Origin of the sequence: Streptomyces canus (assembly GCF_041435015.1) — a bacterium.
Classification (GTDB): Bacteria; Actinomycetota; Actinomycetes; order Streptomycetales; family Streptomycetaceae; genus Streptomyces; species Streptomyces canus_G.
Genome location: NZ_CP107989.1, coordinates 9,440,320 through 9,464,808 on the forward strand (window position 1 = coordinate 9,440,320; position 24,489 = coordinate 9,464,808).

Below are 24,489 nucleotides of genomic sequence, written 5' to 3' on the forward strand. Positions count from 1 at the left end.
TAGGCCCGCTCAGGCGCCGAACAACTGGGTCCAGTACGTGCCCGCCGGGCCGCCGCCCGCGAAGCCGATCCCGATGTGGGTGAAGCCGGGCTTGAGGATGTTGGCGCGGTGACCGGGGCTGTTCATCCAGCCCTCGACGACCTCGGCGGCCGAGCGCTGGCCGCACGCGATGTTCTCCCCGATGGAGCGACGGGTCGAGCCCGCGGCGGCGGCCCGGTCCCAGGGCTGGGTGCCCTCGGGGGAGGTGTGGGAGTAGAAGGCGCGGACCGCCATGTCGGTGCTGTACGCCTGCGCGGCACGGGCCAGAAGGGGATCGACGCCGAGCGGCGGCAGACCGGCCCGGGCGCGCTCGCGGTTGGTGAGGCCGACGACCTCGTCGGCGGTCCGCGTCAGGTCGGCGGGCGTGAGCGGCCTGGTCCACAGCGCCGTCCAGTACACGTCGCCGGAGCGGCCGTTGGTCGCGTGTGCCAGACCGACGTGGCGGAAGGCCGGATCGTGCAGGGTCCGCCGGGGCTGCTCGGTGCGCAGGCAGTACTCCACGAACTCGGACGGGTCGCGGGGGCCGGAGACGAGGTGCTCGCCGACGGTGAGATACGCGTATCCGGTGGCGGTGAGCCGCTGGAAGACCGAGACGCCGTCCGGGCCCTCCACGCCGAGGCGGTCCGCGGAGGCCATCGCGGAGGCGTGGCCACGGGCGGCGTCGGTGAGACGGGGGTCGAGCGTGACCGGGGGTGAACCGGCCGTGGAGCGCGCCGAGTTGACCAGGGTGAGGAAGGCGGCCAGATCAGGGGAGGCGGAGGGTGCGGGGGAGCGGAGCAGGGGCGCGGGGCGGGTCGGAGGCGGCGGGTGGGCCGGGGACGTCCCCGAGGGCGTCCGGAGGGCGGGAGCGGCGGCACCACGTGTCCCCGACACCGTCAAGGGCCCGGAGGGCACCGCGGTCGTCGGCGTGTCGTCCATGACATCCACCCCGAAGTCCCGCGCCAGCCCCGCGAGCCCGTCCGCGTACCCCTGCCCCAGCGCCCGCAGCTTCCAGCTGTCACCGCGCCGGTAGATCTCTGCGAGCAGCAGGAGGGTCTCCTGCCGTGGCCGCGTCGGCGCGAACCGGGCGAGCGGGCGGCCGCCCGCACCGGTGACCTGAAGGACCGGGGCGGGCAGCCGGCCCAGGGGGGTGCCGGGGTCGGCCGGGCTGATGACCACCGTCACCCTGGAGGCGCCCGCACGCAGGCCACGGGGATCGATGGTCAGGGTGTCGCCGGAGAGTCGGGCGCCGGGGGCCGAGGGCTGGTTGTAGAACACGAAGTCGGCGTCGCCCCCGACCTTGCCGTCGTCGTCCGTGACGAGGGCGGACACATCGAAGGGGCCGGGAACCCGCACGGTGACGGCCCCGTCGGGGAGGGGCAGATTGCCCCCGGGGACCAACTCGCTCATCCTGCCGCCCTGGTGTCGTCGCTCGCCGGGAAAACGCACACCAGGGCGCAGGGGTTCCCGGCGTGCTCAGTCCAGCGTGACCGCCGGGGCCATGTCCTCGTGCCGCTCCACCGGAGCCTTGCCGCGCGGCGCCTTCGTGGCCTTGCCGCAGAACGCGGAGTCGAGGGTGCGCAGCATCGTGTTGAGGACCCTGCCGTTGTTGGAGGTGTTGGCGACCGCGGCGAGAGCGCGCTTGCCGTCCTTCGTGGCGAACGCGTACGTGTAGAAGCCCTGTACGGCACCCGTGTGGCCGTACACCGAGACCCCGCACGACAGATCGCGACGGCGCAACCCGAGGCCGTACGCCTGACCGCTCCCCGCCGGCGCCCATCGCTCCATCTGCGCCAGTTGCGCGGCCGAGGTGAGCCGGCCCGCGAGCAGGGCGGACAGGAACGTGTTCAGGTCCCGGGTGCTGGAGATGAGCGCGCCCGCGCTCTGCGCCCACGACGCGGTCTGCTCGGTCGCGTCGACGAGTGGGGCGCCGGCCTGGTCCGGGGTGAGATAGCCGCGGGCATGGCGGCCGGGGATCTTCATCCCGGGGTGCACATAGAACGTGTCGCGCAGCTGCAGAGGTTCGATGATCCGCTTCTCGTACTCGGTCCGCACCGGGTTCCCGGTCAGCTTCTCGATCAGCATCCCGGCGACGACGAAGTTGGTGTTGGAGTACGAGTACACCGCGCCGGCCGCGTTCGTGCGCGGTTTGCGCAGCGAGCGCTTCACCAGCTCCTCGGGGGTGAAGACCTTCTTGCGGACCGCCTCGAACCCGGAGACCGTCTTGGCGAACATGTCATTCGTGTAGTCGTAGAGTCCGCTGCGGTGACTCAGGACGTGCCGCACCGTGATCCGGTCGTCCGGCAGCAGCCCGGGCAGATAGCGGTTGACCGGCGCGTCGAGTTCCAGCTTCTTCTCGTCGACCAGTTGGAGCAGGACGACGGCGGTGAAGGTCTTGGTGACGCTGCCGATACGGAACCGGTCGGTGTCGCTCATCGTCTGCTCGCTCTTGCGGTCCGCGACGCCGACCGCGGCCCGGTACACCGTGTTCCCGTCGTCGATCCGGGCCATGGACCCCGGCGCGCCCTGTGCCGTCGCGGAATGCAACACGCCGAGCAGACCTGTGAGATCCACCGCGGGTGCGGCGGGCGACCCGGCGTGGGCGGGGACCGCGAGCAGGGGCAGCAGGACCGCTCCGGCCACCGTCCCGACCATCACTCGTGCTGATGCCATCCGGCTGATCTCCTGTCGTTCCGTCAGTTTCCATACGAATGCGGAGATTATCGCCATCAAAGACGCAAAAAGTGATGATTGACCGCTCCGGTCGACACAGGAGTCTCTTCAGGAACGCACAGCCAATCCTGCTTCTTTTATTGACGAAGGAAAAGAAGCCCTCTAAGTTCCCGGCCATGCGCTCCACCCCTCGCGCCGAGACGTTTCCCGCCCATACACCCGCCGCCTCGCAGGTGTTCACCACCGTGCTGTCCCAGGGCCCCCTGCCCCGCCTGGAGGTGGCCCGGCGGGTCGGTCTGTCGCCGGCCGCCGTCACCAAGGCGGTCCGGCCGCTCATCGAGGCCGGATACCTGGTGGAGGGCGCGGACGAGGAGGCCCGTCCGGCGCTGGGGCGGCCCGCGAACCTCGTACGGGTCGACGGCGGGCGGGCGCTGTTCATCGGCGTCAAGGTCACCGGCGACGAGATCATCGGGGTCCTCACCGACCTGTGCTGCCGTATCCGCGTCGCCCGGCATCTGCCGCTGCCCGACCGCGAGCCCAGGACGGTGCTCGCGAGCATCACGGACCTCGTCCAGCGCCTCCTCGCCGAGGCGGACGGCTCCACGGCCCCGGTCCTGGGTCTCGGCATCGCGGTCTCCGGTGACGTCGACCGCGGCGAGGGCACCGTCCGCTACTCGCCCTTCCTGGAGTGGCGCGACGTCCCGCTCGCCGAACTCGCCGCCATGACCACGGGGTTGCCGGTCACCGTCGACAACGACGTACGCGCCCTGACGGTCGCCGAGCAGTGGTTCGGCGCCGGAGTGGGCCTGTCCGACTTCGCCTTGGTCACCGTGGGTGCCGGCATCGGCTGCGGCCTGGTGGTGCACGGCCGTGTGGTCGCCGGGGCGCACGGAGTGGCCGGGGAGATCGGCCATGTGACCGTCGACCCGGCCGGCCCGCTCTGCCACTGCGGCAACCGCGGCTGCGTCGAGGCGATCGCCGGGGAAGCCGCGATCGTCCGCCAGGTCCGCGAGGCCGCCGGTGCCGAACTCCCCGACGCCGCCGCAGCCTTGCACCTGGCCCGCGAAGGTGTCTCCGCAGCTCGGGACGTGTACGCGCGCGCGGGCGAGGCGATCGGCCGGGGCATCGCCACCGTCGCCAACCTCCTCGGCCCCGAACGCGTGATCATCTCCGGCGAGGGACTCGCCGCCTACGACCTGTTCGCCGAGCAGATCCGCGACGCCTTCGTCGCGGCCGCCTTCGGCTCCGCCGCCCAGTGCGACGTCCGCACCCACCCGCTGCCCTTCGACGAGTGGGCCCGCGGAGCCGCCGCCACCGCCATCCAGTCCTTCATCACCCCGGACCCGAGCCGATAAGAACCCGCACCCCATTGGAGGTACGACCCATGCGGTCATCCTCGTACTTCGCCCTGCCCGCCAGAGCGCTGCTGGTGCTCGCCCTCACGGCGGTCGCCGTCCCCACGGCCCACGCCGCCGACACCCCCGCGGCGTCCCTCGCCGCCAAGCCCTACATGGGCTGGTCCAGTTGGAGCATGCAGTCGTCCAAGTACCCCGGCCTCAACCCGGACGGCGACTACAGCTACCTCACCGAGGCCAACGTCCTGAAGCAGACCGACGCCATGGCCGCCAAGCTGAAGAAGTACGGCTACGAGTACGTCAACATCGACGCCGGCTGGTGGATGGACAAGGCCTGGAAGTCCGGGTTCGACCAGTACGGCCGCCAGAAGCCCGACCCGGTCCGCTTCCCCCACGGCATGAAGGCCGTCGCCGACCGGATCCACGCCAAGGGCCTCAAGGCCGGCATCTATCTCCCGGCCGGCCTGGAGAAGGGGGCGTACGGCGACGGGAGGACACCGATCCGGAACGCCGACGGCTGCACCACCGCCGACATCGTGTACGACGACCTGCGTACCACCAACGGCTGGGACAGCGCGTACAAGCTCGACTTCGCCAAGCCGTGCGCCGGCAAGTACATCGACTCCCAGGCCCAGTTGATCGCCGGCTGGGGCTACGACTTCCTCAAGCTCGACGGGGTCGGCCCCGGCTCCGGGAAGAGCGGCGACCAGTACGACAACGTTGCCGACGTGGCCGCCTGGAACAGGGCGATAGCAGGCACCGGCCGCACCGTCCACCTCGAACTCTCCTGGTCTCTCGACATCGGCCACGCCACCGACTGGAAGAAGTACTCGCAGGGCTGGCGCATCGACACCGACGTCGAGTGCTACTGCAACACCCTCGTCAGCTGGGAGAACTCGGTCGACGACCGCTGGGACGACACCCCCGCCTGGACCCGGCACGCCGGACCCGGCGGCTGGAACGACCTTGACTCCCTCGATGTCGGCAACGGGCAGATGGACGGCCTGACCAAGGCGGAACGGCAGAGCTACGCCACCTTGTGGGCCATCGCCAAGTCCCCCCTCTACACCGGCGACGACCTCACCCGCCTGGACTCCTACGGCCTGTCCCTGCTGACCAACCGCGAGGTCATCGGCCTCAACCAGGGTCCCAACCCGCCCGCGCACCCGGTCACCCCGTCCGACCCGCAGCAGGTCTGGGCCGCCAAGAACCCCGACGGCACCTACACCGTCGCCCTGTTCAACCTCGCCGACGCCCCCGCCGCCGTCACCGCCGACTGGACCACCCTCGGCTTCACCGGCAAGGCGTCCGTCCGCGACCTGTGGAACCACGAGAACCTCGGCACCTACAAGAACAAGGTGGCCCAGGCCCTGCCCGCCCACGGCTCGCGTCTGTTCACGGTCACCCCGCACGGCACCGGACTCGCCTTCACGGGATACGAGGCCGAGTCCTCCGCGAACACTCTCGGCGGCAACGCCTCCGTCGCCGACTGCTCCGCCTGCTCCGACGGAAAGAAGGTCGGCAACTTGTACCTCGGCGGGACCCTGACCTTCCGCGACGTCGTCGTCGCCAAGGCCGGCACCTACCAGATCAAGGTCTCCTACATCAGCGGTGACGCCCGCTCGGTGGACGTCTCGGCGAACGGCGGCGGCGCCACCCGCCACAAGCTCCCCGCCACCGGCGACTGGGGGACCGTGTCGAGCGTGTACGTGCCCGTGACGCTCAAGGCCGGCGCCAACACGATCACCTTCGACAGCGGCACCGGCTACGCACCGGACGTCGACCGGATCGACGTACCGAAGTCCTGATCGAGCCTCCAGGAGCCGCCATGACCCCCGACCCGTCCAGACGCGGTGTCCTCGCGCTGACCGCCGCACTCGCCGCGCTGCCCACCTTCACCGCGACCGCGGCACCTCAACGACCCGCCGACGCACCCGCCCTCGACGCCGACCCGCGCCACCGACTCCGGTGGCAGGCTCCCGCCGACGAACACTCGATGATCGAACAGGGCCTGCCCGTCGGCAACGGCCGCCTCGGCGCCCTCGCGAGCAACGACCCCGGCCGCGAACTCCTTCTCGTCACCGACGCCACCCTGTGGACCGGCGGCCTCAACGACATCCTCGACGCCGACGGCCAATTCCCCTACGGCCGCCAGGACTTCGGCTCCTTCACCCTGCTGGCCCGGCTCACCGTCGACATCCCCGACCACGACCTGTCCGCCGTCTCCGGCTACCGCCGCACCCTCGACCTCGCCCAGGGCGTGAACGAGACGTCGTACGTCCGCTCCGGCGTGACCTACCGGCGCCAGATCTTCGCCAGTCATCCCGACGACGTCATCGTCCTGCACTTCGGCCAGAGCGGAGGAGGCCGCTACACCGGCACGATCACGCTGGAGGGAACCCATGGCGAGGAGCCCGCGGTCTCCTTCGGCGCCACCCTCCCGAACGGCCTGAGATACGGGGCCGCGATCGCGGCGTACGGCTCCGGCGGCAGCGTCACCGTCGAGGGCCCGCGCATCGGCTTCACCGGGTGCAGGGAGCTCACCGTCGTCCTGAGCGGGGGCACCGACTACGCGCCCGACGCCGCCGCGCACTTCCGTGACCCGTCCCTCGACCCGCACAAGCTCGCACGTGCCAAGGTCCGCGCCGCCGCCCGGCACTCGGCGAACACCCTGCTGCACACCCACACCGCCGACCATCACGCCCTGTTCGGGCAGTTGGACGTCTCGCTCGGCACCTCCTCCGCCGAGCAGCGTTCCCTCGACACCTGGGAGCGCCTGCGCGCACGCGCCAGGGACGGAGTGCCCGACCCCGAACTGGAGGCCCAGTACCTGCAGTTCGGCCGCTACCTGATGATCGCGGGATCACGCGGCAGCCTCCCGCTGGGCCTCCAGGGACTCTGGCTCGACGGCAACGACCCGGACTGGATGGGCGACTACCACACCGACATCAACATCCAGATGAACTACTGGGCGGCCGACCGGACCGGCCTGTCCCCGTGCTTCGACACGTTCACCGACTACTGCCTCGCCCAGCTCCCGTCCTGGACCGATCTCACCCGCAGGCTGTTCAACGACCCCCGCAACCGCTACCGCAACTCCACGGGGAAGAACGCCGGCTGGACGGTCGCCATCTCCACCAACCCCTTCGGCGGAGGCGGCTGGTGGTGGCATCCGGCGGGCAACGCCTGGCTGTGCAACTCCCTTTGGGAGCACTACGAGTTCACCGCCTCCCGCGCCCATCTGGAGAAGATCTACCCCCTCCTGAGAGGCGCCTGCGAGTTCTGGGAGGCGCGGCTGCTGACCACGACTCTCCCGGGCACCTCACGGGAGGTCCTGATCGCCGACAGCGACTGGTCGCCCGAGCACGGCCCGCTCGACGCCAAGGGCATCACCTACGCCCAGGAACTCGTGTGGGCGCTGTTCGGCAACTACTGCACGGCCGCGGCCGAGTTGAGGAAGGACGCGGAGTTCGCCGCCACGATCGCCGGCCTCCGCAAGCGCCTCCACCTCCCCCAGGTCAGCCCCACCACGGGCTGGCTGGAGGAGTGGATGTCCCCCGACAACCTCGGCGAGACCACCCACCGCCACCTGTCGCCGCTCGTCGGTCTCTTCCCCGGCGACCGCATCCGCCCCGACGGCTCCACCCCGGCCGACCTCGTCGAGGGTGCCACCGCCCTGCTCACCGCACGCGGCATGGAGAGCTTCGGCTGGGCCAACGCCTGGCGCGCTCTGTGCTGGGCCCGCCTCAAGAACGCCGACAAGGCCTACCAGCTGGTGGTCAACAACCTCCGGCCCTCCGGCGGAGGCAGCAACGGCACCGCCTTCAACCTCTTCGACATCTACCAGGTGGAACAGGGCCGCGGAATCTTTCAGATCGACGCGAATCTGGGTACCCCTGCAGCGATGATCGAGATGCTGCTCTACTCCCGCCCCGGCCACCTGGAACTCCTGCCCGCCCTGCCCGACGCCTGGGCCGCCTCCGGCTCCCTCACGGGAGCAAGAGCACGCGGCGGCTTCGTCGTGGATCTACGCTGGCGGGATGGGAAACCGACCGAAGCACGGATCCGCAGCGCCGGAGGCCGCACCACGACGGTCGCGTACGCGGGAAGCGCCCGCACGGTGACACTGAAGCCGGGCGCCACGGTCACCCTGAAGGGCTTCGACCGATGAGGCGCCGGACGGCCCGAGGGGCCCGGCTCCTCGCGGTCACGGTCGCGGCCGCCGCACTCCAGGCCACGCCCGCACCGGCCGCCGTCAGCCCGCCGGACGGAGTGATCACCTGGGGCACGAGCGCCTACCCCATCGGAGACTCGGCGGCCGACCGCGGCTACCGCATGGTCGTGCACACCAGCGTCGGCGGCACCGACCCGCGCATCCGGCTCTCCAACGCGTTCGGCCACCAGCCGGTCACCTTCGACAGCGTCTACGCCGGTCTCCAGCTGAAGGACGCCGAGCTGGTGCGCGGCACCAACCGGCCGCTCACCTTCGACGGGTCCTCCTCCGTCACCGTGGAACCCGGCGCCACGGTGTACAGCGACCCCTTGTCCGGCAGGCTGGCCGCCGGGTCGAACCTGGTCGTCAGCCTCCACACCCCGGACGCGGCGGGCCCGGTCACCGGCCACTGGATGGCCCTGCAGACGTCGTACGCCACCCAGGGCGACCACACCGCCGAGGAGAGCGGCGCCCACTGGACCGAAGGAATCGGGTCGTGGTTCTACCTCGACGCGGTCTCGGTGCGCACGCCCGCGGCCACCGGTGCCGTGGTCGCACTCGGCGACTCCATCACCGACGGCTGGCACTCCACCGGCGACCACAACCGCCGTTGGCCCGACTACCTCGCCCGCCGCCTCCAGAAGGCCCACACCACGGTCAGGGGCGTGGCCAACGAGGGGATCTCCGGCAACAAGGTGCTGGCCGACGGCGCCGGGCCGAGCGCCCTGAACCGGCTGGACCGGGACGTCCTCTCCCAGCCGGGCGTGCACACCGTGTTCCTCTTCGAGGGGGTCAACGACCTCAAGGCCCACACCGGTGTCACCGCACCGGATCTGATCGCCGGCTACCGCGAGATCGTCGACCGGGCCCACGACGCCGGCAAGTGCGTGGTCGTCTCCACCATCGCCCCCTTCAAGGGCTGGCCGGAATGGGACCCGGCCGCCGAGGCCGTACGGCAGGAGGTCAACGACTTCATCAGGAGCCACGGCGACGAGTTCGACGCGGTCACCGACTTCGACCGCGTCCTGCGCAGCCCCTACGACCACGAACGGATACTCCCCGTCTTCGACGGCGGTGACCACATCCACCCCAACGACAAGGGCATGCAGGCGATGGCGGACTCCGTCGACCTGAACAGCCTGGACTGCGCACACCGCTGAGGGAGCGTCAGCCGCGGGCCGTCGTCTCCGGGGAGATCAACCCCTTGCGGTAGGCGACGGCCACGGCCTCGGTGCGGCTCGCCGCGCCCAACTTGGCCAGGATGTTGGAGACATGCACACTCGCCGTCTTGCCGGTGATGTACAGCTCCTCGCCGATCTGGCGGTTGCTGCGCCCCCGGGCGAGCAGCCGCAGCACGTCCTGCTCGCGGGCCGTGAGCAGCGACGCGGTGGACGGGGCCTCGACGAGCCGGCCGCGCCGGATCAGCTCGTCCAGCTGCTCCAGCAGCACCGTGGCGCCGAGCCGGGCGAACACCTCACGAGCGGCACGCGCCTCGGCCGCGGCCTCCTCACGCCGGTCGGCCGCGAGCAGGGCCTCGGCGTAGCGCAGCCGGCAGCGCGCCGGTTCGTACACGTCACCGAAGTCGAACGCGGCGACCGCCCTGGCCCAGGCGTCAGCGTCCGGCCCCGACGCGGCCCGTGTCCACTCCGCCTCGGCCCGGGCCAGCCAGGCCTGCCCTTCCGGTCCCTGCGCCATCCCGCCCTCGCCGTGCACGGCGGCGGTCCTTGCCAGCTCGACCAGCTCGGTCGCGGTCTCCGCCCAGCGGCGCGCCCCGTCCTGGTCTCCCTTGCGGCGCAGATCGTCGGCCCGGTCGGCGACCGCGGACAACGCGAGGGTGGCCAGCCGGACGGTGACGTGGGGAAGCGCGCCCGTGTCGTCGGTCAGCGCCGCGACGGTGGACCGCATCCGCTGTACGGCGTCCTCCGCATCGCCCCGCAACGCCGCCGCGTCGGTCAGCGCGATACCCGCGACGAGCGTGGCCATCCAGTCGAAGGGCCCCTCCAGCAGGGCCCGCGCTCGGTCGGTGGCCCTGAGGTCGCCGCGCGCGAGGCCGACGTACAGCGCGGGCGCCATCGTGTACCCGCCGGCCGCGGGCAGCACGTCGGCATCGGCGTGCGCCGCCCGGACACAGTCGTCCCAGCGGCCCAGCGTGTACAGCACCAGCAGCTGGAGGTAGCGCATCTCCATCGGATACGGCGACGACAGCAGCCCGGCGCGACGGGCACGGTCCAGCCCTTCGGTGAGCCAGGGCAGACACTCGTCGAGGTGCCCGGACTCGAAGCAGCCGACGGCGAGATTGAACAGCGCGCGCATCTCCACGGGGGTGCTGCCCGCCCGCCGGGCCAGCTCCCGGGCCTCCCGCAACCGCTCCCGCCCCGCCTCCGTGCGGCGGCCGCCGCCTTCGAGGACGGCCAGGGAGATCAGCAGATCCGCCTGGGCGTCCGGTACGTCCAACTGCTCGGCGGTGCCGAGGGCCTGCCGGGCGACCCGCAGCGCGACCTCGTTCTCGCCGACGTGCCGGGCCGCCATCACATGGGTGGCCGCGGCCCACACCCAGGTACGGGACGGTGGATCGGCGGGGATCATGGCGAGCGCCTCGCTGCTGTACGCGAAGGCCGCGGTGAGGTTGTCGACGCTCATCAGGTTCCCGGCGAGCGTGTAGCGCACCCGGGCGGCGAGTTCGGAGTCCGCCTCCTGCCCGACACCGGCGAGCGCGGCGCGCGTGAGCGAGACCGCCCGGTGCAGTTCGCCGGTGTGGGCGGCCGCCGCCGAGGCCCGCAGCATGAGCCGTACCCGGTCGACGCCCTCACCCGAGGGCCGCGCCGCCGGCTCCACCGCCGACCACAGGTCGAGGCCCGCCTCCAGATGCCGTAGCTCCTCGGCGGGTGCCCCCACCCGCTGGGCGTGGTCCGCGGCCTCCAGCGAGGCGGCGAGTGCCTCGGCCAGGTCGTGGCTCTCGCGGTAGTGGTGGGCCCGCTCCGCAGCGCTCTCGGCCCGCTGCCCGCGCCCGTCGAGCAGCCGGGCGAACGCCCCGTGCAGTCGTGCCCGCTCGCCCGGCAGCAGATCGGCGTACACGGCCTCACGGGCGAGGGCATGCCGGAACGCGTACGTGTCCCCTTCACCGGGCACCAGCAGCTGTCGCCCGATGGCCTCCCGCAGCGCTGTCTCCAGCTCTTCCTCGGGCAGTCGTACGGCATCCCGCAGCAGGTCGTGCTCGACGCGGCGCCCGGCGACGGCGGCGGTGCGCAGCATCTGCTGAGCGGTGTCGGAGAGCTGCTCGAACCGGATCAGCAGCACATCGGCGAGCCCACTGGGCACCCCGCCGTCCCCGCTCCCCGTGGCGGCGAGCAACTCCTCGGCATAGAACGCGTTGCCCTCGGCCCGCTCGACGATCCGCCGCACGGTGTGGTCGGGCAGCGGCGCCTCCCGCAGCGACCGCACCAGCCGGGCCACCTCGCCGTCGGCCATCGGCCGCAACTCCAGCCGCTCGACCCCGGGCAGCCGCACCAGCTCGGCGAGCAGCGGACGCAGGGGATGCCGCCGGTGCAGATCATCCGCCCGGTACGAAGCGAGCACGGCCAGCCGGTGCGTGGGGGACCCACCCGCCGACCGCTGGAGGATCCCCCGGCTGAGCAGGAACCGCAGCAGATCGCGGGACGACTGATCGGCCCAGTGCAGATCCTCCAGGACGAGCAGCAGGGGAGCGATGTCCGAGAGGTCGGCGAGCAGTCCGGCGATCCCCTCGAACAACCGAAGCCGCCCACCGGAGTCGCCGACAGCACCGCCGCCCAGCAGTCGCCCCACGGCCGGATAGGCGGCGAGGGCATCGGCGAACCGTTCGTCCTGGGCGAGTGCTCCCAGGACCTCGGTGAACGGCAGATACGGCAGGCCGACATCGCCGAGATCGACGCAGTGCCCGGTGAGCACGGTCATCCCGGCCGACGCTGCCCGCCCCGTGACCTCGTCCAGCAGTCGTGTCTTGCCGACCCCGGCGTCCCCGGCGACGAGAACAGCCCGGGCCTCCCCGCTGCGGGCACGCTCCAGCACACCGGAGAGCCGGGTCAGCTCGTCTTCTCGCCCTATGAGAGGCGTACTGATGGAGATCTGCGACACGAGTACATCCTGGCACTTTGTACTGACAGCACCCGCCACCGGACGGAGCGCCCCGAGCTCCTAGGCGCTCACCGTCGCAACACCCGTGCCCAATCCGCCGGCACCCGTCCCTGCGGCCCAGGAGCCGGCTGACCCTCCGGATGACTCACCGGCGCCGCGAGATCGGGCCCCGCCTCGAACATCTCACTCGTCTCGAAGTTCCAGAACCACTCCTCACCCGGCTCGAAACTCTGCACCAGAGGATGCCCCGAGTCCCGGAAATGCCCGGTCGCGTGCTGCCCGGGCGAGGAGTCGCAGCACCCCACGTGCCCGCACTGCGCACACCGCCGCAGATGGAACCACCATCCGCCCGCCGCGTCGCACTCGACGCACCCGTCCCCGCTGGGTGGCACGGTCGGGTCGATCCCCTTGATGTCGGTCATTCCGACTCCTCGGTCGTGTCGTTGTCCACGGCGGTCAGCGGAAGCAGCACCTGGAAGCGGGTGTCGCCCGGTGACGACTCCACCTGCAGCGTGCCGTGGTGCTTGTTGACCACGATCCGCCAGGAGATGTCGAGCCCGAGACCCGTCCCCTCGCCCACGGGCTTGGTGGTGAAGAAGGGATCGAAGATGCGCCCGCGGATGTCCGGCGGCACCCCGGGCCCGGTGTCCCGGAACTCCACCAGCAGCCGGTCGTGTTCGAGTGCGGTCCGGACGGTCAACGTCCCGTCACCGCCGACGCTGTTGATGGCCTGCACCGCGTTGTCGATCAGGTTGGTCCACACCTGGTTGAGCTCGGCGGGGTAGGCCGGGATCCTCGGCAGCGTCCGGTCGTACTCCTTGACCACCTTGATCTGCTGCCCGATCTTCCCGGACAGCATCAGCAACGTGCTGTCGAGGAGTTCGTGCACGTCGGCCACCTGATACGGCGCCCGGTCCAGCTGGGAGTACTGCTTCGCCGCGTCGACGAGATGCGAGATCCGGGCCGTGGAGTCGTTGATCTCGTCCATCAACAGCTCGGTCTCGACGGTGTAGTTGAGCCAGCCGATCGCGTTCGGCAGGATCTCCTCGTCCACCGCCGCCGCGACCTGGTCCAGCCAGTCGGCGTCGAGGCCCGCCTGCACGAAGGTGGGCGCGATCCGCCAGGCCTCCTGGATGCCGTGGTCGTCGAGCCAGTCGCTGAGCGCGTCCTCCCGGTCGGAGGCCTCCAGCGGGCTGAGCGAGGGCGCCTTGGCGACCCGTTCGGCCGTGCGCTCCTGGATGTCGATGAGGTTCGCCATCACTTCGGGGCTGTAGGACCCCTGGGCGATGATCGCAAGCTTGTGCCGCATCTTGCCGACCCGCTCGCGCAGCGTCGCCGTGGCCCGCACGGCCGCGGCGGCCGGGTTGTTGAGCTCGTGCGTGAGACCGGCGGACAAGGAGCCGAGCGCCAGCAGCCGTTCCCGCTGGCCGATGGCCCGCTGGGTGTTCTTCGAACCGAAGAAGAGCCCCTCCAGCAGATGGACGGCCATCGGGAACCATTCCTGCATGAAGGCCGAGAACGTCTCCGCGGGCAGCACGAAGAACCGTGAGGGCTCGGTGACCCGCATGGAGCCGTTGTACGTCTGCTGCACGCGGTCGCCGAGGTACGCCTGCATGGATCCCGCGTAGACCCCGGGCTGCGAGGTGCGGCTGATCTCCACGTCGTCACCGCCGACCCGGCGGGAGAGGACGACCGTGCCCTCGATCATCACGTAGAAGCACGTGGCGGGTTCACCCTCGGTGTACACCGGACCGGGTTCGAACCGCTCCACCCGGCCCCCGGCGCACAGCTGCCCGAGCTGCTCCGGAGTGAGCTTCTCGAACAGGAACAGCGACCCGATCTCCCCGGGGCTGCACGGCATCAACTGCCCGCTCATGACTGCTCCAGATACCGGTGGACGAGCATCACGGCCATGGCTCCCTCTCCGACGGCGGACGCGACCCGCTTCGCGGACTCGGCGCGCGCGTCGCCCGCGACGAACACGCCCGGAATGTTGGTCTCCAGGTGGTACGGCGGCCGGTCCAGCTCCCAGTCCGCCGGCGGCCGCCCGTCGGGGGTGAGGTCGGGTCCGGCCAGGATGAACCCGTGCTCGTCCCGCAGCACCGTGCCGTCCAGCCAGCCGGTCAGCGGGGCCGCTCCGATGAACACGAACATCCACTGCGCGTCGACGAGTTCGGTCTCCCCGGTCTCGGTGTCGCGCAGGGTCAGCTGCTCCAGGTGGTCGGAGCCGTGCGCGGCCTCGACGACGGTACGCGCGCGTACCGAGATGTTGGGCGCCTCCTCGATCTGCTGGATCAGGTAGTGCGACATCGAGGCGGCGAGGTCGGGGCCGCGCACCAGCAGGGTCACCGACTTGGCGCCCCGGGACAGGTACATCGCCGCCTGCCCCGCGGAGTTGGCGCCACCGACGATGTAGATGTCCTGCCCCTGGCAGGAGGCCGCCTCGGTGAGTGCCGAGCCGTAGAACACCCCGCAGCCGGTGAGGTCCGTGCAGCCCGGCGCCTCCAGCTGCCGGTACGACACGCCGGTCGCCAGGATCACGCTGTGCGCGGCCACCGCCGACCCGTCCGAGAAGCGCACGGTGCGGGCCGCGCCGTTGACCTCCAGGCCCGCCACCTCACGGGCGGTGAGGATCTCCGCGCCGAACTTCGTCGCCTGCCGGCGGGCCCGGTCGGTGAGCTGAGCGCCCGACACACCGTCGGGGAAGCCCAGGTAGTTCTCGATCCGTGAGCTCTGCCCGGCCTGCCCGCCGGTCGCCGACCGTTCCACGAGCACGGTCCGCAGCCCCTCCGAGGCCCCGTACACCGCCGCGCCGAGCCCGGCCGGGCCGCCGCCGATGACGACGAGGTCGTAGAAGTCGGCGGTCGGGGTCGTGGCGAGGCCCACGTGGGCGGCCAGGTCGGGTGCCTCCGGCTTGACCAGGGGCGTGCCGTCGGGGGTGATCACCACCGGCAGCCGCTGCCCGTCCTGCCCCGCGGCGGCCAGCAGCCGCTGCCCCTCCGGCTCCTCCGTGGAGTACCAGCGGTACGGCACCTGGTTGCGGGCCAGGAACTCCCGCACGTCCGAGGACCGCGCCGACCAGCGGTGTCCGATCACCTTGGTGGCGGGCACCGGCCGGTAGTCGCTGCAGCGCCACGCCTCCAGGAGGTCGTCCAGCACCGGGTAGAGCTTCTCCTCGGGCGGGTCCCACGGCTTGAGGAGGTAGTGGTCGAGATCGACGACGTTGATCGCGTCGATCGCCGCGCTGGTGTCCGCGTACGCCGTCAGCAGCACGCGGCGGGCGCCCGGATACACGTCAAGGGCCTGTTCGAGGAACTCGATGCCGTTCATCTGCGGCATGCGGTAGTCGGCCAGGATCACCGCCACGAGGTCGCCGCGCAGCTTCAGTTCCCGCAGCGCCTCCAGCGCGGACTCGCCGGACTCCGCGCGCACGATCCGGTACGACTCGCCGTAGCGCCGCCGCAGATCGCGGGCGACGGCGCGGGAGACCCCCGGGTCGTCGTCCACGGTCAGGATGACGGTCCGCGCCGATTCGGCGGCCTGTGCCATACGTCTCCCACCCCGAGCGGTCGGTCAGGGCCCGGCGCCCCCCGTGGTCACCGACCCGGTCCCGCCCATCGTATGTTCGATCGCCCGGCTCCGCGCAGGTATGGCAGACCCTGCCGGGGTCAGGCTCGGCGCTCGCCCAGTACGCAGAACTCGTTGCCCTCGGGGTCCATGAGCGTGACCCACGACTGCTCGCCCTGCCCCACGTCCGCGTGCCGGGCGCCCAGGGCCAGGAAGCGGGTGACCTCGGCCTCGTGGTCGTCCGGGCGGAAGTCGAGATGGAGCCGGTTCTTGACGGTCTTCGCCTCCGGTACCGGCACGAAGAGCAGTCCCGGCATCCGGTCCTTCTCGGGGCGGATCTCGAACTCGTCGGGCGAGTCCTCGACCACCACCCAGCCCAGTGCTTCGGCCCACCAGCGTCCGAGGGCGGCGGGGTCGGCGGAGTCCACGATGACTTGTTCCCATTCCAAGGTCATTTCGGCAGCGTAGTGAAGACTGGGCTCCGACGTCACCGCAATACAGGGAGGCCACCGCATGACCCGCCCGATCACCGCAGGGATCGACGGAACCGAGGAGAGCCTCGCCGCGCTGGACTGGGCCGCGCGGGAGGCGGTCCGGCGAGACGTGGCGCTACGGGTGGTCCACGCGTGGCGGTTCCAGCCGTACGAGGGGATCGACGCGGGGGACCGGGACACCCAGGAGGGGTGGGCGCGGGACGCCGTGGGCGAGGCCGTCCGGACGGTCACCGGGCGGCACACCGGACTCGACGTGTCCACCGAGGTCGTCGAGGGCGGCAGCGTGGACGTGCTGGTGGCCGCCGCGGCCGACGCCGAACTGCTGGTCCTCGGCTCCCGCGGGCACGGGCCGGTCGTCGGCTTCCTGCTGGGCTCGGTCGGCCAGCAGGTGATCGCCGAGGCGGCGCGGCCCGTCGTCCTGGTGCGCGCCGGGGATCAGGTCACCGCGGAGGCCTCTGGACGCGAGATCGTCGTGGGTCAGGAGGGCGAACCGGAGGACAGCGCCGACGTCCTGCGGTTCGCCTTCGAGACGGCGGCGGCACGGGGGGCCACCGTGCGCGCCGTACGGGCCTGGACGCTGCCGCCGGTGTTCGCCTACAGCCCTGGCTCGCTGCGGCTTCTGGACGAGGCCGGGGGACTGGAGCCGTACGAGAAGAAGGCTCTGGCCTCGGCGCTCCAGCCGTGGCGGGAGCGCTTCCCCGAGGTGCCGGTCGTCGAGCACATAGAGATGGGCAGCGCGGGCCAGGTGCTGCTGTCGGTGACCGCGCGGGCCCAGCTGATGGTCGTCGGCCGCCGGGCCCGCCGTACCGCTGCGGGGGCCAGGATCGGGTCGGTCGCGCACGGCGTGCTGCACCACGCGGACTGCCCGGTGGCCGTGGTGCCGCACACCTGAGGTCAGTCCGCGGTGGCGGGGGTGGGCTGGAGGGTCTCCCGGGCCTTGGGGAGGATGTTCTTGATGTAGTCGTCCACCGCCGTGTCGAGGCCGATGTCGTGCTGGGCCCGCTCGGACAGGTACCAGCGGTGCTCAAGGAGCTCGTGGTAGATCTCGGCCGGGTCCATCGACCCGCGCATCTCGAGCGGCACGGCCCGCACCGTGGGCCGGAAGACGTCCCGCACCCAGCGGTGGGCGAGCACCTCCGGGCGGGCGCCGAGGGGGTCGCCGGGGGCGTAGTCGTCCTGGGTGGCCATCCAGCTCTCCAGGTCGTTCAGCAGCCGCCGGGCCTGGTTCTCCTCGGCGTCCAGGCCCGTCAGGCGCAGGAGCTGGCGCTGGTGGTGGCCCGCGTCCACGACCTTCGGCACGAACGTGACCTCGTCGCCGTTCGGCGCGTGCTCGATCTGCATCTCGGCCACGTCGAAACCGAGGTCGTTGAGCCGCCGGATCCGGCGTTCGATGTAGTGGTACTTGCCCGCCGGGTAGACGGACCTGCGGGTCAGCTCCTCCCACAGGCTGTTGTAGCGCGAGCAGATCTCCATGCCGAACTCGATCGCGTCCACCGAGGGGTGCAGCGCCCCGGAGGCCTCCAGGTCGAGCAGTTCGCCGCTGATGTTCACGCGGGCGAGGTCGAGGTCGTAGTCCCGCTGCCCGGGGCTGAGCTGCGGATGCAGGTCACCGGTCTCGGCGTCCACGAGATAGGCGGCGTAGGCGCCCGCGTCCCGTCGGAAGAGCGTGTTGGACAGCGAGCAGTCGCCCCAGGCGAACCCGGCCAGGTGCAGGCGGACCAGAAGGACGGCAAGCGCGTCCATGAGCCGGTGCATGGTGGCGGGCCGCATGGTCGTCTCGAACATCGAGCGGTACGGCATCGAGCCGCCCAGATGCCGGGTGACCAGCACCGGCTCCAGCGGGGCGTCCTCGGCGTCGGCGCGTCCGGTGACCACGGCGAGCGGATCGACGGCGGGGATGCCGAGCCGGTCCAGGTCGCGCAGCAGCTCGTACTCGCGCAGCGCCGGGCGCTCGGCGAGCTCCTTCACGGCGATGACCTCGTCACCGGCCCGGGCGTAGCGCACCACGTGGCGCGAAATGCCGCGCGGCAGCGGGACCAGGACCTCTTCCGGCCACTGCTCCAGCGGCAGCTGCCACGGCAGTTCGAGCAGGAGCGCGGGATGCTCCGGGTTCGTCGCGCTGATCTGCAGTGCCATCGGTGCTCTGTCCTCGCCTGGTCGGTGATCGTCACCTCACCTTAGAGCGCGCGGTCCCTGGCCTGAAGTGCCGCTTCACGGACTGGACCACGGTGCACCGGCCCGTGCCCCGGCAGCAGCACATCGCCCTCCAGTTCCGCGAACACGTCCAGCGACGACACGGCACGAGCACGCTCGTGATGGAACATGTCCGGCAGCAGCTGGGGGCCCTTGACCCGGGAGGTGGGGTGACCGCTCACCAGACCGTCGCCGGAGATCACCACGCCGCGCTCGGGGAGGTGGAAGGCGCAGTGCCCGTCGGTGTGTCCCGGCGTGTGCACGGGCACCGGACGACCCGGCAGATCGAGCGTGCCTTCCGGCGGGAACGGCTGCGGGGAGACGACGGGCACATGGGCCGTGCCGCCCACCCGGATCGCGTGCACCGCCCACGGCAGCACACCGGGCCGCCAGCCGTTCTTCAGTACCGTCCCCACGGACACCTGGTGCAGGAACTCCCGCCGCGCGTGCGGCACTTCGGCCTCGTGCAGGTAGACCGGCGTGCCGTAGGTGCTGCGCAGGTACTCGGCGGAGCCGAGGTGGTCGTTGTGGGCGTGCGTGATGAGTACGGCGGTGACCGCCTCCGGTGAACTCCCCACCTCCGCGAGGGAGGCGAGCACCTGCTGCCGGTCGCCCGGATAGCCGGTGTCGACCAGCGTGGCCGCGCTTCCTTCGGTCAGGATCACCCAGTTGGTGTTGCTGCCGTGCACCAGATAGGTGCCGTCCGCGACTTGCTGCACGCCTGCGCTCATGATCGCCCCACCCGATGAGTCCCTGCCCGACGGCACACAGCAAAGCAGACGCTCAGGCGATCCGGAGCGGCGGGTACCGGTCTTCCAGCGGTCAACTTCCGTGGTGACGAGGCTGCCTCCGGCACCGTCCGCCGGAGGCAGCCCCCGCGTGCGGCAGAAGCAGCCGCCTCTCCGCCTCAGCGCACGCCGTGCGGGCGGAACTGGATGCTGATGCGCGGTCCCGTGGCGCGCGTGGACTTCGGTACCGCGTGCTCCCAGGTGCGCTGACAGGAGCCGCCCATCACGATCAGGTCGCCGTGTCCCAGCGGCCGTCGTACGGCTTCGGCGCCGCCGCGCGCCGGTCGCAGCACCAGGTCGCGCGGTGCGCCCACGGAGAGGATGGCGACCATGGTGTCCTCGCGGGCGCCCCGCCCGGTCCGGTCGCCGTGCCAGGCGACGCTGTCCCGGCCGTCGCGGTAGTAGCAGAGCCCGGCGGTGGTGAAGCGTTCGCCCAGCTCCTCGGCGTAGTGCGCGGTGAGCGCCTCGCGGGCCTCGGTGAGCACGGGATGCGGCAGCGTGTCGTCCACGCCGTAGAAGGCGAGCAGGCGCGGTACGTCGACGACGTGGTCGTACATCGTGCGGCGCTCCGCTCGCCAGGGCACCTCGGCGGCCAGCTGTTCGAAGAGGGGGTCGGAGCCGCCGAGCCATCCGGGCAGTACGTCGATCCAGGCGCCGAAGCCGAGCACGGTTCGGCGGATCCCGTCGAGGGGGCCGAGCCGCAGCTGGTCGGTCTGGTCGAAGAGAGAGCCCTGGAGGTGCGCGGTCATGGATCCAGCGTACTCCTTATTCGAAAATCTGTTCCAATGAAATCCGTCGAGGTGTTCGACACTTTCGATGCATCGTTGTATCGGATACATTGACGTATCGAACGGAGGGCCCGCCATGGCGACACAGGACACGACCAGGCGCGTGACCAGGCGCCGGGTCCGCACGCGCGCCAATCTCCTGGACGCGGCCTTCGCGGTGTTCGCCGCCAAGGGCTTCGGGCGCGTGTCGATCGAGGAGGTCTGCGAGGCCGCCGGATACAGCCGGGGCGCCTTCTACTCGAACTTCGACAGCCTCGACGAGCTCTTCTTCGCGCTCTACCAGCAGCGCGCGGACCTGATCGCGGAGCAGGTCTCCGGGGCCCTCGCCCTCGACGGGCCGGAGCTCGACGTGCTGGCCGCCGTCGACCGGGTCACCGAAGTACTGCTCCTCGACCGCGACTGGCTCCTGGTCAAGACCGACTTCCTGGTGCACGCCGCCCGCGTGCCCGAGGTCGCCCGGACCCTGCTCGAACACCGGGCGCGCCTCAGGCGGGCGGTCGCCGACCGGCTGGCACGCGCGCGTGGGCACACCGAACTGTCCGCCGTGCTGGCCGACGTCGAGGACGCCGCCCACGCCGTGGTCGCCGCCTACGACGGTGTCACCGTCCAACTGCTGCTGGACGGGGACCTCGAGCGGGCCCGCGTCTGGCTGAAGCAACTGCTCACCGCGCTGCTCACCGACAGCAGCGACACCACCGTATGAGGGAAGGGACGGTCGCCATGGATGCCGACGTCATCGTCGTCGGAGCGGGGCTCGCGGGCCTGGTCGCCGCGCACGAGCTCACCAGCCGCGGCAAGAGGGTCGCGCTGGTCGACCAGGAGAACGCCGCGAATCTCGGCGGCCAGGCCTTCTGGTCTTTCGGCGGACTCTTCCTGGTCGACTCCCCGGAACAGCGGCGCCTCGGCATCAAGGACTCCTTCGACCTCGCCTGGAGCGACTGGCAGGGCAGCGCGAAGTTCGACCGCGTCGACGACGAGGACTCCTGGGCGGTGCGCTGGGCACGCGCCTACGTCGAGTTCGCGGCGGGGGAGAAGCGGTCCTGGCTCGAGGGGCACGGGATCAAGCTCCTGCCGACCGTCGGCTGGGCCGAGCGCGGTGACCTCACCGCCCACGGACACGGCAACTCCGTGCCCCGCTTCCACATCGCCTGGGGCACCGGCACCGGAGTCGTCGAGCCCTTCGTGGGGTACGCCAAGCAGGCCGCCCGCGACGGACTGCTGACCTTCTACCACCGCCACCAGGTCGACGAACTGGTGGTCGAGGACGGCACCGCCCGGGGCGTGCGCGGCACGGTGCTGGCCGCGGACAACTCCGCGCGCGGTGTCGCCTCGAGCCGTGACCGGATCGGCGACTTCGAGCTCACCGCCCACGCCGTCGTCGTCACCACCGGCGGAATCGGCGCCAACCACGACATCGTCCGCCGCTACTGGCCCGAGCGGCTCGGTACCCCGCCCGCCGAGATGGTCACCGGCGTGCCCGCCTACGTCGACGGCCGGATGCTCGACATCAGCGCCGGCGCCGGGGTCCGGCTGGTCAACCGCGACCGCATGTGGCACTACACCGAGGGCATCCAGAACTGGGACCCGATCTGGCCCGGCCACGGCATCCGCATCCTGCCCGGCCCCTCGTCCATGTGGTTCGACGCCCTGGGCCGCCGACTGCCCGAACCCTGCCTGCCCGGCTACGACACCCTCAGCACCCTCAGGCACCTGCGCACCACCGAGGACATCGCGGACCACGACCACTCCTGGTTCATCCTCACCCAGAAGATCATCGAGAAGGAGTTCGCGCTCTCGGGCTCCGAGCAGAACCCCGACCTCACCGCCAAGGACCGCGCGGGCTTCCTCAAGGAGCGGATCCTCGGCAAGGGAGCTCCGGGACCGATCGACGCGTTCCTGCGCAAGGGCGCGGACTTCGTGACCGCCCCGAATCTGGAGCAGCTGGTCGAGAAGATGAACGGGCTCACCGACAAGGCCCTGCTCGACGCCGCCGGGATCCGCCGCCAGATAGAGGCCCGCGACCTCCAGATCGCCAACTCCTACAGCAAGGACGCCCAGGTGCAGGGCATCCGCAACGCCCGCCGTTACATCGGCGACCGCCTCGTGCGGGTCGCCACCCCGCACCGCATCCTCGACCCCGCCGCCGGCCCCCTCGTCGGCGTCAAGCTGCACATCCTGACCCGCAAGACGCTCGGGGGCATCCAGACCGACCTCGACTCCCGCGCCCTGGGCACCGACGGCAAGCCCCTCGAAGGGCTGTACGCGGCGGGCGAGGTCGCCGGTTTCGGCGGCGGCGGTGTGCACGGCTACAACGCGCTCGAGGGCACCTTCCTCGGTGGCTGCCTCTTCTCGGGGCGTGCGGCGGGCCGGGCGGCGGCCAAGCAGGTCGGCTAGTGCCGAGGCACTAGGACTCCAGCAGGCGCACCAGCACGGCGGCGTGGCTCCGCTCCGGCGTCTTCGACGCGGTCAGCAGGGTCACGTCACCCTTGCCCGCCAACTCCCGGATGCGGTCCAGGAGTGCGGCCGCCTCGGGATCGGCCAGCTCCGCCTCGTAGCGCTCGGCGAACTGCTCGTACGACCCCTCGCCCGCGTGGTACCAGCGGCGCAGCTCGGTCGACGGGGTGAGCGCCTTCGGCCACTCGTCCACGCGGGCCGCGTCCTTGGACAGCCCGCGTGGCCACAGTCGGTCGACCAGGACGCGCACGCCGTCCGCGGGCTCGGGGGGTTCGTAGACACGGCGGATGCGAACGCTCACGGATGACCTCTCGACGATGGGAGGAGTGCGTCGGGAGCGTACTGCGCAGCCGGGTGTGACTTGACCTGATCAAGGGTGAGTTGCGGCGGAGGCGGCCTTTAGTGTGAAGCCGTTGCCCACCCCCCGACCTGTAGGAGCGCACGTGCCGAAGGCCGGCAGACGCACTTTCGTCCTCGCCACCACCCCCCTCGCCCTCGTGGCGCTGCTCGGGGCTGCCGCACCTCCGTCGACGGGCTCGTCCGGAGCAGGCGACCCCTACTTCCCGCTCGCCGGAAACGGCGGATACCACGTCGATCACTACGACCTGACGCTCGGTTACGACCCCGGCAGCGGCCATCTCGACGGCACGGCCGTCCTCACCGCCCGCGCCGGCCGGAGCCTCAGCCGCTTCGACCTCGACTTCAAGGGCCTGACCATCACCGGCCTGACGGTCAATCACGCCAAGGCCGGCTTCCGCCGCGACGGACAGGAACTGGTCGTCACCCCGAAGCGCGCCCTGCACAAGGGGGAACGGTTCACCATCACCGTCACCTACCGGGGCAAGCCCCGCCCCGTCACCGACCCGGACGGCTCGCTCGACGGCTGGATCCCCACCGACGACGGCGCCTTCGTCGCCGGGGAACCGCAGGGCGCCATGACCTGGTTCCCGGCGAACAACCACCCCACGGACAAGTCGTCGTACGACTTCACGATCACCGTCCCCAAGGGGCGTACCGCGGTCGCCAACGGCGTCCTCCTCTCCCGGCGGACGGCGCACGGAACGACCACGTTCCGCTGGCGTCAGGGCGAGCCCATGGCCGCCTACCTGGCCACGGCGACCGTCGGCAAGTTCAACGTGCAGCAGTTCACCACCAAGAGCGGCATTCGGGTCTACAACGCCGTCGACCCGCGCGAGGCCGCCGCGGCGGCCCCGGTCCTCAAGAAACTGCCCTCCGTCCTGGACTGGGAGAGCAAGCTGTTCGGGCCCTATCCGTTCCGTGCCGCGGGCTCCATCGTGGACCGCGCCCCGAACGTCGGCTACGCGCTGGAGACCCAGAGCCGTCCGGTCTACGACCGGGCGCCCGACCTGAGCACTCTCGTCCACGAGAACGCCCACCAGTGGTTCGGTGACTCCGTCTCCCTCACCTCGTGGAAGGACATCTGGCTCAACGAGGGTTTCGCGACCTACGCGGAGTGGCTCTACGCCGAGCAGCACGGCGGCGACAGCGCGCAGAAGACCTTCGACGGCCTGTACGCGAAGCCCGCGAGCGACGACCTGTGGGAATTCCCGCCCGGCGACCCCGGCAGCGGCGCCAACATCTTCGGCACCCCCGTCTACGCCCGTGGCGCCATGACCCTGCACGCGCTGCGCACGAGGGTCGGCGACCGGGCGTTCTTCCTGATCCTGCGCTCCTGGGCATCCGGGCACCGCGACGGCAACGGGACCACCGCGCAGTTCCAGCGCCTGGCGGAACGGGTGTCGGGGAAGGACCTGGACGGCCTGTTCCACACCTGGCTCTACACGGCGGGTAAACCGAACCGGCCCTAGAACC

General features: G+C 71.3%; 19 protein-coding genes. 8 read left to right on the forward strand and 11 right to left on the reverse strand.

Annotation, left to right across the window (positions count from 1 at the left end):
• Nucleotides 1–9: 9 nt before the first annotated feature.
• A complete protein-coding gene (locus tag OG841_RS43020; RefSeq protein WP_371569802.1) occupies nucleotides 10–1,428 on the reverse strand; it encodes a CAP domain-containing protein in 1,419 nt (472 codons plus the stop codon).
• A 66-nt stretch (nucleotides 1,429–1,494) separates the two neighbouring features.
• Complete coding sequence (locus OG841_RS43025; RefSeq protein WP_328636401.1) at nucleotides 1,495–2,691, reverse strand: serine hydrolase domain-containing protein; 1,197 nt, start codon at nucleotides 2,689–2,691, stop codon at nucleotides 1,495–1,497.
• A 176-nt stretch (nucleotides 2,692–2,867) separates the two neighbouring features.
• Here OG841_RS43025 and OG841_RS43030 point away from each other — a divergent pair, with 176 nt between their 5' ends.
• Genes OG841_RS43030 through OG841_RS43045 form a run of 4 tightly spaced genes read left to right on the forward strand, consistent with a single transcriptional unit; the run spans nucleotide 2,868 to nucleotide 9,419 of the window.
• The gene (locus OG841_RS43030) at nucleotides 2,868–4,046 is read left to right on the forward strand and encodes an ROK family transcriptional regulator (protein WP_371569804.1); all 1,179 of its coding nucleotides are present in this window, start codon (nucleotides 2,868–2,870) and stop codon (nucleotides 4,044–4,046) included.
• Nucleotides 4,047–4,075: 29 nt separating this feature from the next.
• The gene (locus tag OG841_RS43035; RefSeq protein WP_365117097.1) at nucleotides 4,076–5,854 is read left to right on the forward strand and encodes an alpha-galactosidase D; all 1,779 of its coding nucleotides are present in this window, start codon (nucleotides 4,076–4,078) and stop codon (nucleotides 5,852–5,854) included.
• Nucleotides 5,855–5,874: 20 nt separating this feature from the next.
• Nucleotides 5,875–8,217 carry a glycosyl hydrolase family 95 catalytic domain-containing protein gene (locus OG841_RS43040; protein WP_371569806.1) on the forward strand — a complete coding sequence of 781 codons (2,343 nt, stop codon included), beginning with the start codon at nucleotides 5,875–5,877 and terminating at the stop codon, nucleotides 8,215–8,217.
• Nucleotides 8,214–9,419, forward strand: a complete 1,206-nt coding sequence (locus OG841_RS43045) for an SGNH/GDSL hydrolase family protein (protein WP_365117102.1) — start codon at nucleotides 8,214–8,216, stop codon at nucleotides 9,417–9,419. The genes OG841_RS43040 and OG841_RS43045 overlap by 4 nt, the downstream gene beginning before the upstream one ends.
• 7 nt (nucleotides 9,420–9,426) lie before the next feature.
• Here the strand turns inward: OG841_RS43045 and OG841_RS43050 are convergent, their stop codons facing one another.
• The 5 genes from OG841_RS43050 to OG841_RS43070 all read right to left on the reverse strand — a co-directional run bounded on the left by OG841_RS43050 (nucleotide 9,427) and on the right by OG841_RS43070 (nucleotide 16,394).
• Entirely contained in the window at nucleotides 9,427–12,372 is a 2,946-nt protein-coding gene (locus OG841_RS43050; protein WP_328636397.1) for a helix-turn-helix transcriptional regulator, read from the reverse strand.
• Nucleotides 12,373–12,440: 68 nt separating this feature from the next.
• Nucleotides 12,441–12,794: a UBP-type zinc finger domain-containing protein gene (locus OG841_RS43055; protein ID WP_328636396.1), complete on the reverse strand. Its 354-nt coding sequence runs from the start codon at nucleotides 12,792–12,794 to the stop codon at nucleotides 12,441–12,443.
• Complete coding sequence (locus OG841_RS43060) at nucleotides 12,791–14,248, reverse strand: ATP-binding protein (RefSeq protein WP_328636395.1); 1,458 nt, start codon at nucleotides 14,246–14,248, stop codon at nucleotides 12,791–12,793. Before OG841_RS43060 ends, OG841_RS43055 begins: the two co-directional genes overlap by 4 nt.
• On the reverse strand, nucleotides 14,245–15,921 hold the full coding sequence (locus tag OG841_RS43065; protein WP_266553711.1) for an FAD-dependent oxidoreductase: 1,677 nt from the start codon (nucleotides 15,919–15,921) through the stop codon (nucleotides 14,245–14,247). The genes OG841_RS43060 and OG841_RS43065 overlap by 4 nt, the downstream gene beginning before the upstream one ends.
• A 119-nt stretch (nucleotides 15,922–16,040) precedes the next feature.
• Nucleotides 16,041–16,394 (reverse strand): VOC family protein, encoded by a 354-nt coding sequence (locus OG841_RS43070; RefSeq protein ID WP_328636394.1) that lies wholly within the window; start codon nucleotides 16,392–16,394, stop codon nucleotides 16,041–16,043.
• A gap of 58 nt (nucleotides 16,395–16,452) precedes the next feature.
• On the opposite strand from OG841_RS43070, the gene OG841_RS43075 reads away from it, so the two are divergent.
• Nucleotides 16,453–17,325: a universal stress protein gene (locus OG841_RS43075; RefSeq protein ID WP_328636393.1), complete on the forward strand. Its 873-nt coding sequence runs from the start codon at nucleotides 16,453–16,455 to the stop codon at nucleotides 17,323–17,325.
• Nucleotides 17,326–17,327: 2 nt separating this feature from the next.
• On the opposite strand, the gene OG841_RS43080 is transcribed toward OG841_RS43075, so the two are convergent.
• The 3 genes from OG841_RS43080 to OG841_RS43090 form a co-directional block, all read right to left on the reverse strand.
• On the reverse strand, nucleotides 17,328–18,569 hold the full coding sequence (locus OG841_RS43080) for a DUF4032 domain-containing protein (protein ID WP_328636392.1): 1,242 nt from the start codon (nucleotides 18,567–18,569) through the stop codon (nucleotides 17,328–17,330).
• 41 nt (nucleotides 18,570–18,610) lie between these two features.
• Complete coding sequence (locus OG841_RS43085) at nucleotides 18,611–19,357, reverse strand: MBL fold metallo-hydrolase (protein ID WP_328636391.1); 747 nt, start codon at nucleotides 19,355–19,357, stop codon at nucleotides 18,611–18,613.
• Nucleotides 19,358–19,533: 176 nt separating this feature from the next.
• On the reverse strand, nucleotides 19,534–20,163 hold the full coding sequence (locus OG841_RS43090; RefSeq protein WP_328636390.1) for an alpha-ketoglutarate-dependent dioxygenase AlkB: 630 nt from the start codon (nucleotides 20,161–20,163) through the stop codon (nucleotides 19,534–19,536).
• Nucleotides 20,164–20,278: 115 nt separating this feature from the next.
• Between OG841_RS43090 and OG841_RS43095 the strand changes: the two genes are divergently transcribed.
• Both OG841_RS43095 and OG841_RS43100 read left to right on the forward strand, forming a co-directional pair.
• Nucleotides 20,279–20,905, forward strand: a complete 627-nt coding sequence (locus OG841_RS43095) for a TetR/AcrR family transcriptional regulator (RefSeq protein WP_328636389.1) — start codon at nucleotides 20,279–20,281, stop codon at nucleotides 20,903–20,905.
• 17 nt (nucleotides 20,906–20,922) lie between these two features.
• Complete coding sequence (locus OG841_RS43100) at nucleotides 20,923–22,596, forward strand: FAD-binding dehydrogenase (protein WP_328636388.1); 1,674 nt, start codon at nucleotides 20,923–20,925, stop codon at nucleotides 22,594–22,596.
• 10 nt (nucleotides 22,597–22,606) lie between these two features.
• Here the strand turns inward: OG841_RS43100 and OG841_RS43105 are convergent, their stop codons facing one another.
• Nucleotides 22,607–22,957, reverse strand: a complete 351-nt coding sequence (locus OG841_RS43105) for a DUF488 domain-containing protein (RefSeq protein WP_328636387.1) — start codon at nucleotides 22,955–22,957, stop codon at nucleotides 22,607–22,609.
• 142 nt (nucleotides 22,958–23,099) lie between these two features.
• On the opposite strand from OG841_RS43105, the gene OG841_RS43110 reads away from it, so the two are divergent.
• Nucleotides 23,100–24,485: a M1 family metallopeptidase gene (locus OG841_RS43110; protein ID WP_328636386.1), complete on the forward strand. Its 1,386-nt coding sequence runs from the start codon at nucleotides 23,100–23,102 to the stop codon at nucleotides 24,483–24,485.
• Nucleotides 24,486–24,489 lie beyond the last annotated feature (4 nt).

Excerpts from the sequence above, each read along its gene's own strand:
- OG841_RS43020 (WP_371569802.1), bottom strand. The coding sequence starts at position 1,428 with ATGAGCGAGTTGGTCCCCGGGGGCAATCTGCCCCTCCCCGACGGGGCC.
- OG841_RS43025 (WP_328636401.1), bottom strand. The coding sequence starts at position 2,691 with ATGGCATCAGCACGAGTGATGGTCGGGACGGTGGCCGGAGCGGTCCTG.
- OG841_RS43030 (WP_371569804.1), top strand. The coding sequence starts at position 2,868 with ATGCGCTCCACCCCTCGCGCCGAGACGTTTCCCGCCCATACACCCGCC.
- OG841_RS43035 (WP_365117097.1), top strand. The coding sequence starts at position 4,076 with ATGCGGTCATCCTCGTACTTCGCCCTGCCCGCCAGAGCGCTGCTGGTG.
- OG841_RS43040 (WP_371569806.1), top strand. The coding sequence starts at position 5,875 with ATGACCCCCGACCCGTCCAGACGCGGTGTCCTCGCGCTGACCGCCGCA.
- OG841_RS43045 (WP_365117102.1), top strand. The coding sequence starts at position 8,214 with ATGAGGCGCCGGACGGCCCGAGGGGCCCGGCTCCTCGCGGTCACGGTC.
- OG841_RS43055 (WP_328636396.1), bottom strand. The coding sequence starts at position 12,794 with ATGACCGACATCAAGGGGATCGACCCGACCGTGCCACCCAGCGGGGAC.
- OG841_RS43060 (WP_328636395.1), bottom strand. The coding sequence starts at position 14,248 with ATGAGCGGGCAGTTGATGCCGTGCAGCCCCGGGGAGATCGGGTCGCTG.
- OG841_RS43065 (WP_266553711.1), bottom strand. The coding sequence starts at position 15,921 with ATGGCACAGGCCGCCGAATCGGCGCGGACCGTCATCCTGACCGTGGAC.
- OG841_RS43070 (WP_328636394.1), bottom strand. The coding sequence starts at position 16,394 with ATGACCTTGGAATGGGAACAAGTCATCGTGGACTCCGCCGACCCCGCC.
- OG841_RS43075 (WP_328636393.1), top strand. The coding sequence starts at position 16,453 with ATGACCCGCCCGATCACCGCAGGGATCGACGGAACCGAGGAGAGCCTC.
- OG841_RS43080 (WP_328636392.1), bottom strand. The coding sequence starts at position 18,569 with ATGGCACTGCAGATCAGCGCGACGAACCCGGAGCATCCCGCGCTCCTG.
- OG841_RS43085 (WP_328636391.1), bottom strand. The coding sequence starts at position 19,357 with ATGAGCGCAGGCGTGCAGCAAGTCGCGGACGGCACCTATCTGGTGCAC.
- OG841_RS43090 (WP_328636390.1), bottom strand. The coding sequence starts at position 20,163 with ATGACCGCGCACCTCCAGGGCTCTCTCTTCGACCAGACCGACCAGCTG.
- OG841_RS43095 (WP_328636389.1), top strand. The coding sequence starts at position 20,279 with ATGGCGACACAGGACACGACCAGGCGCGTGACCAGGCGCCGGGTCCGC.
- OG841_RS43100 (WP_328636388.1), top strand. The coding sequence starts at position 20,923 with ATGGATGCCGACGTCATCGTCGTCGGAGCGGGGCTCGCGGGCCTGGTC.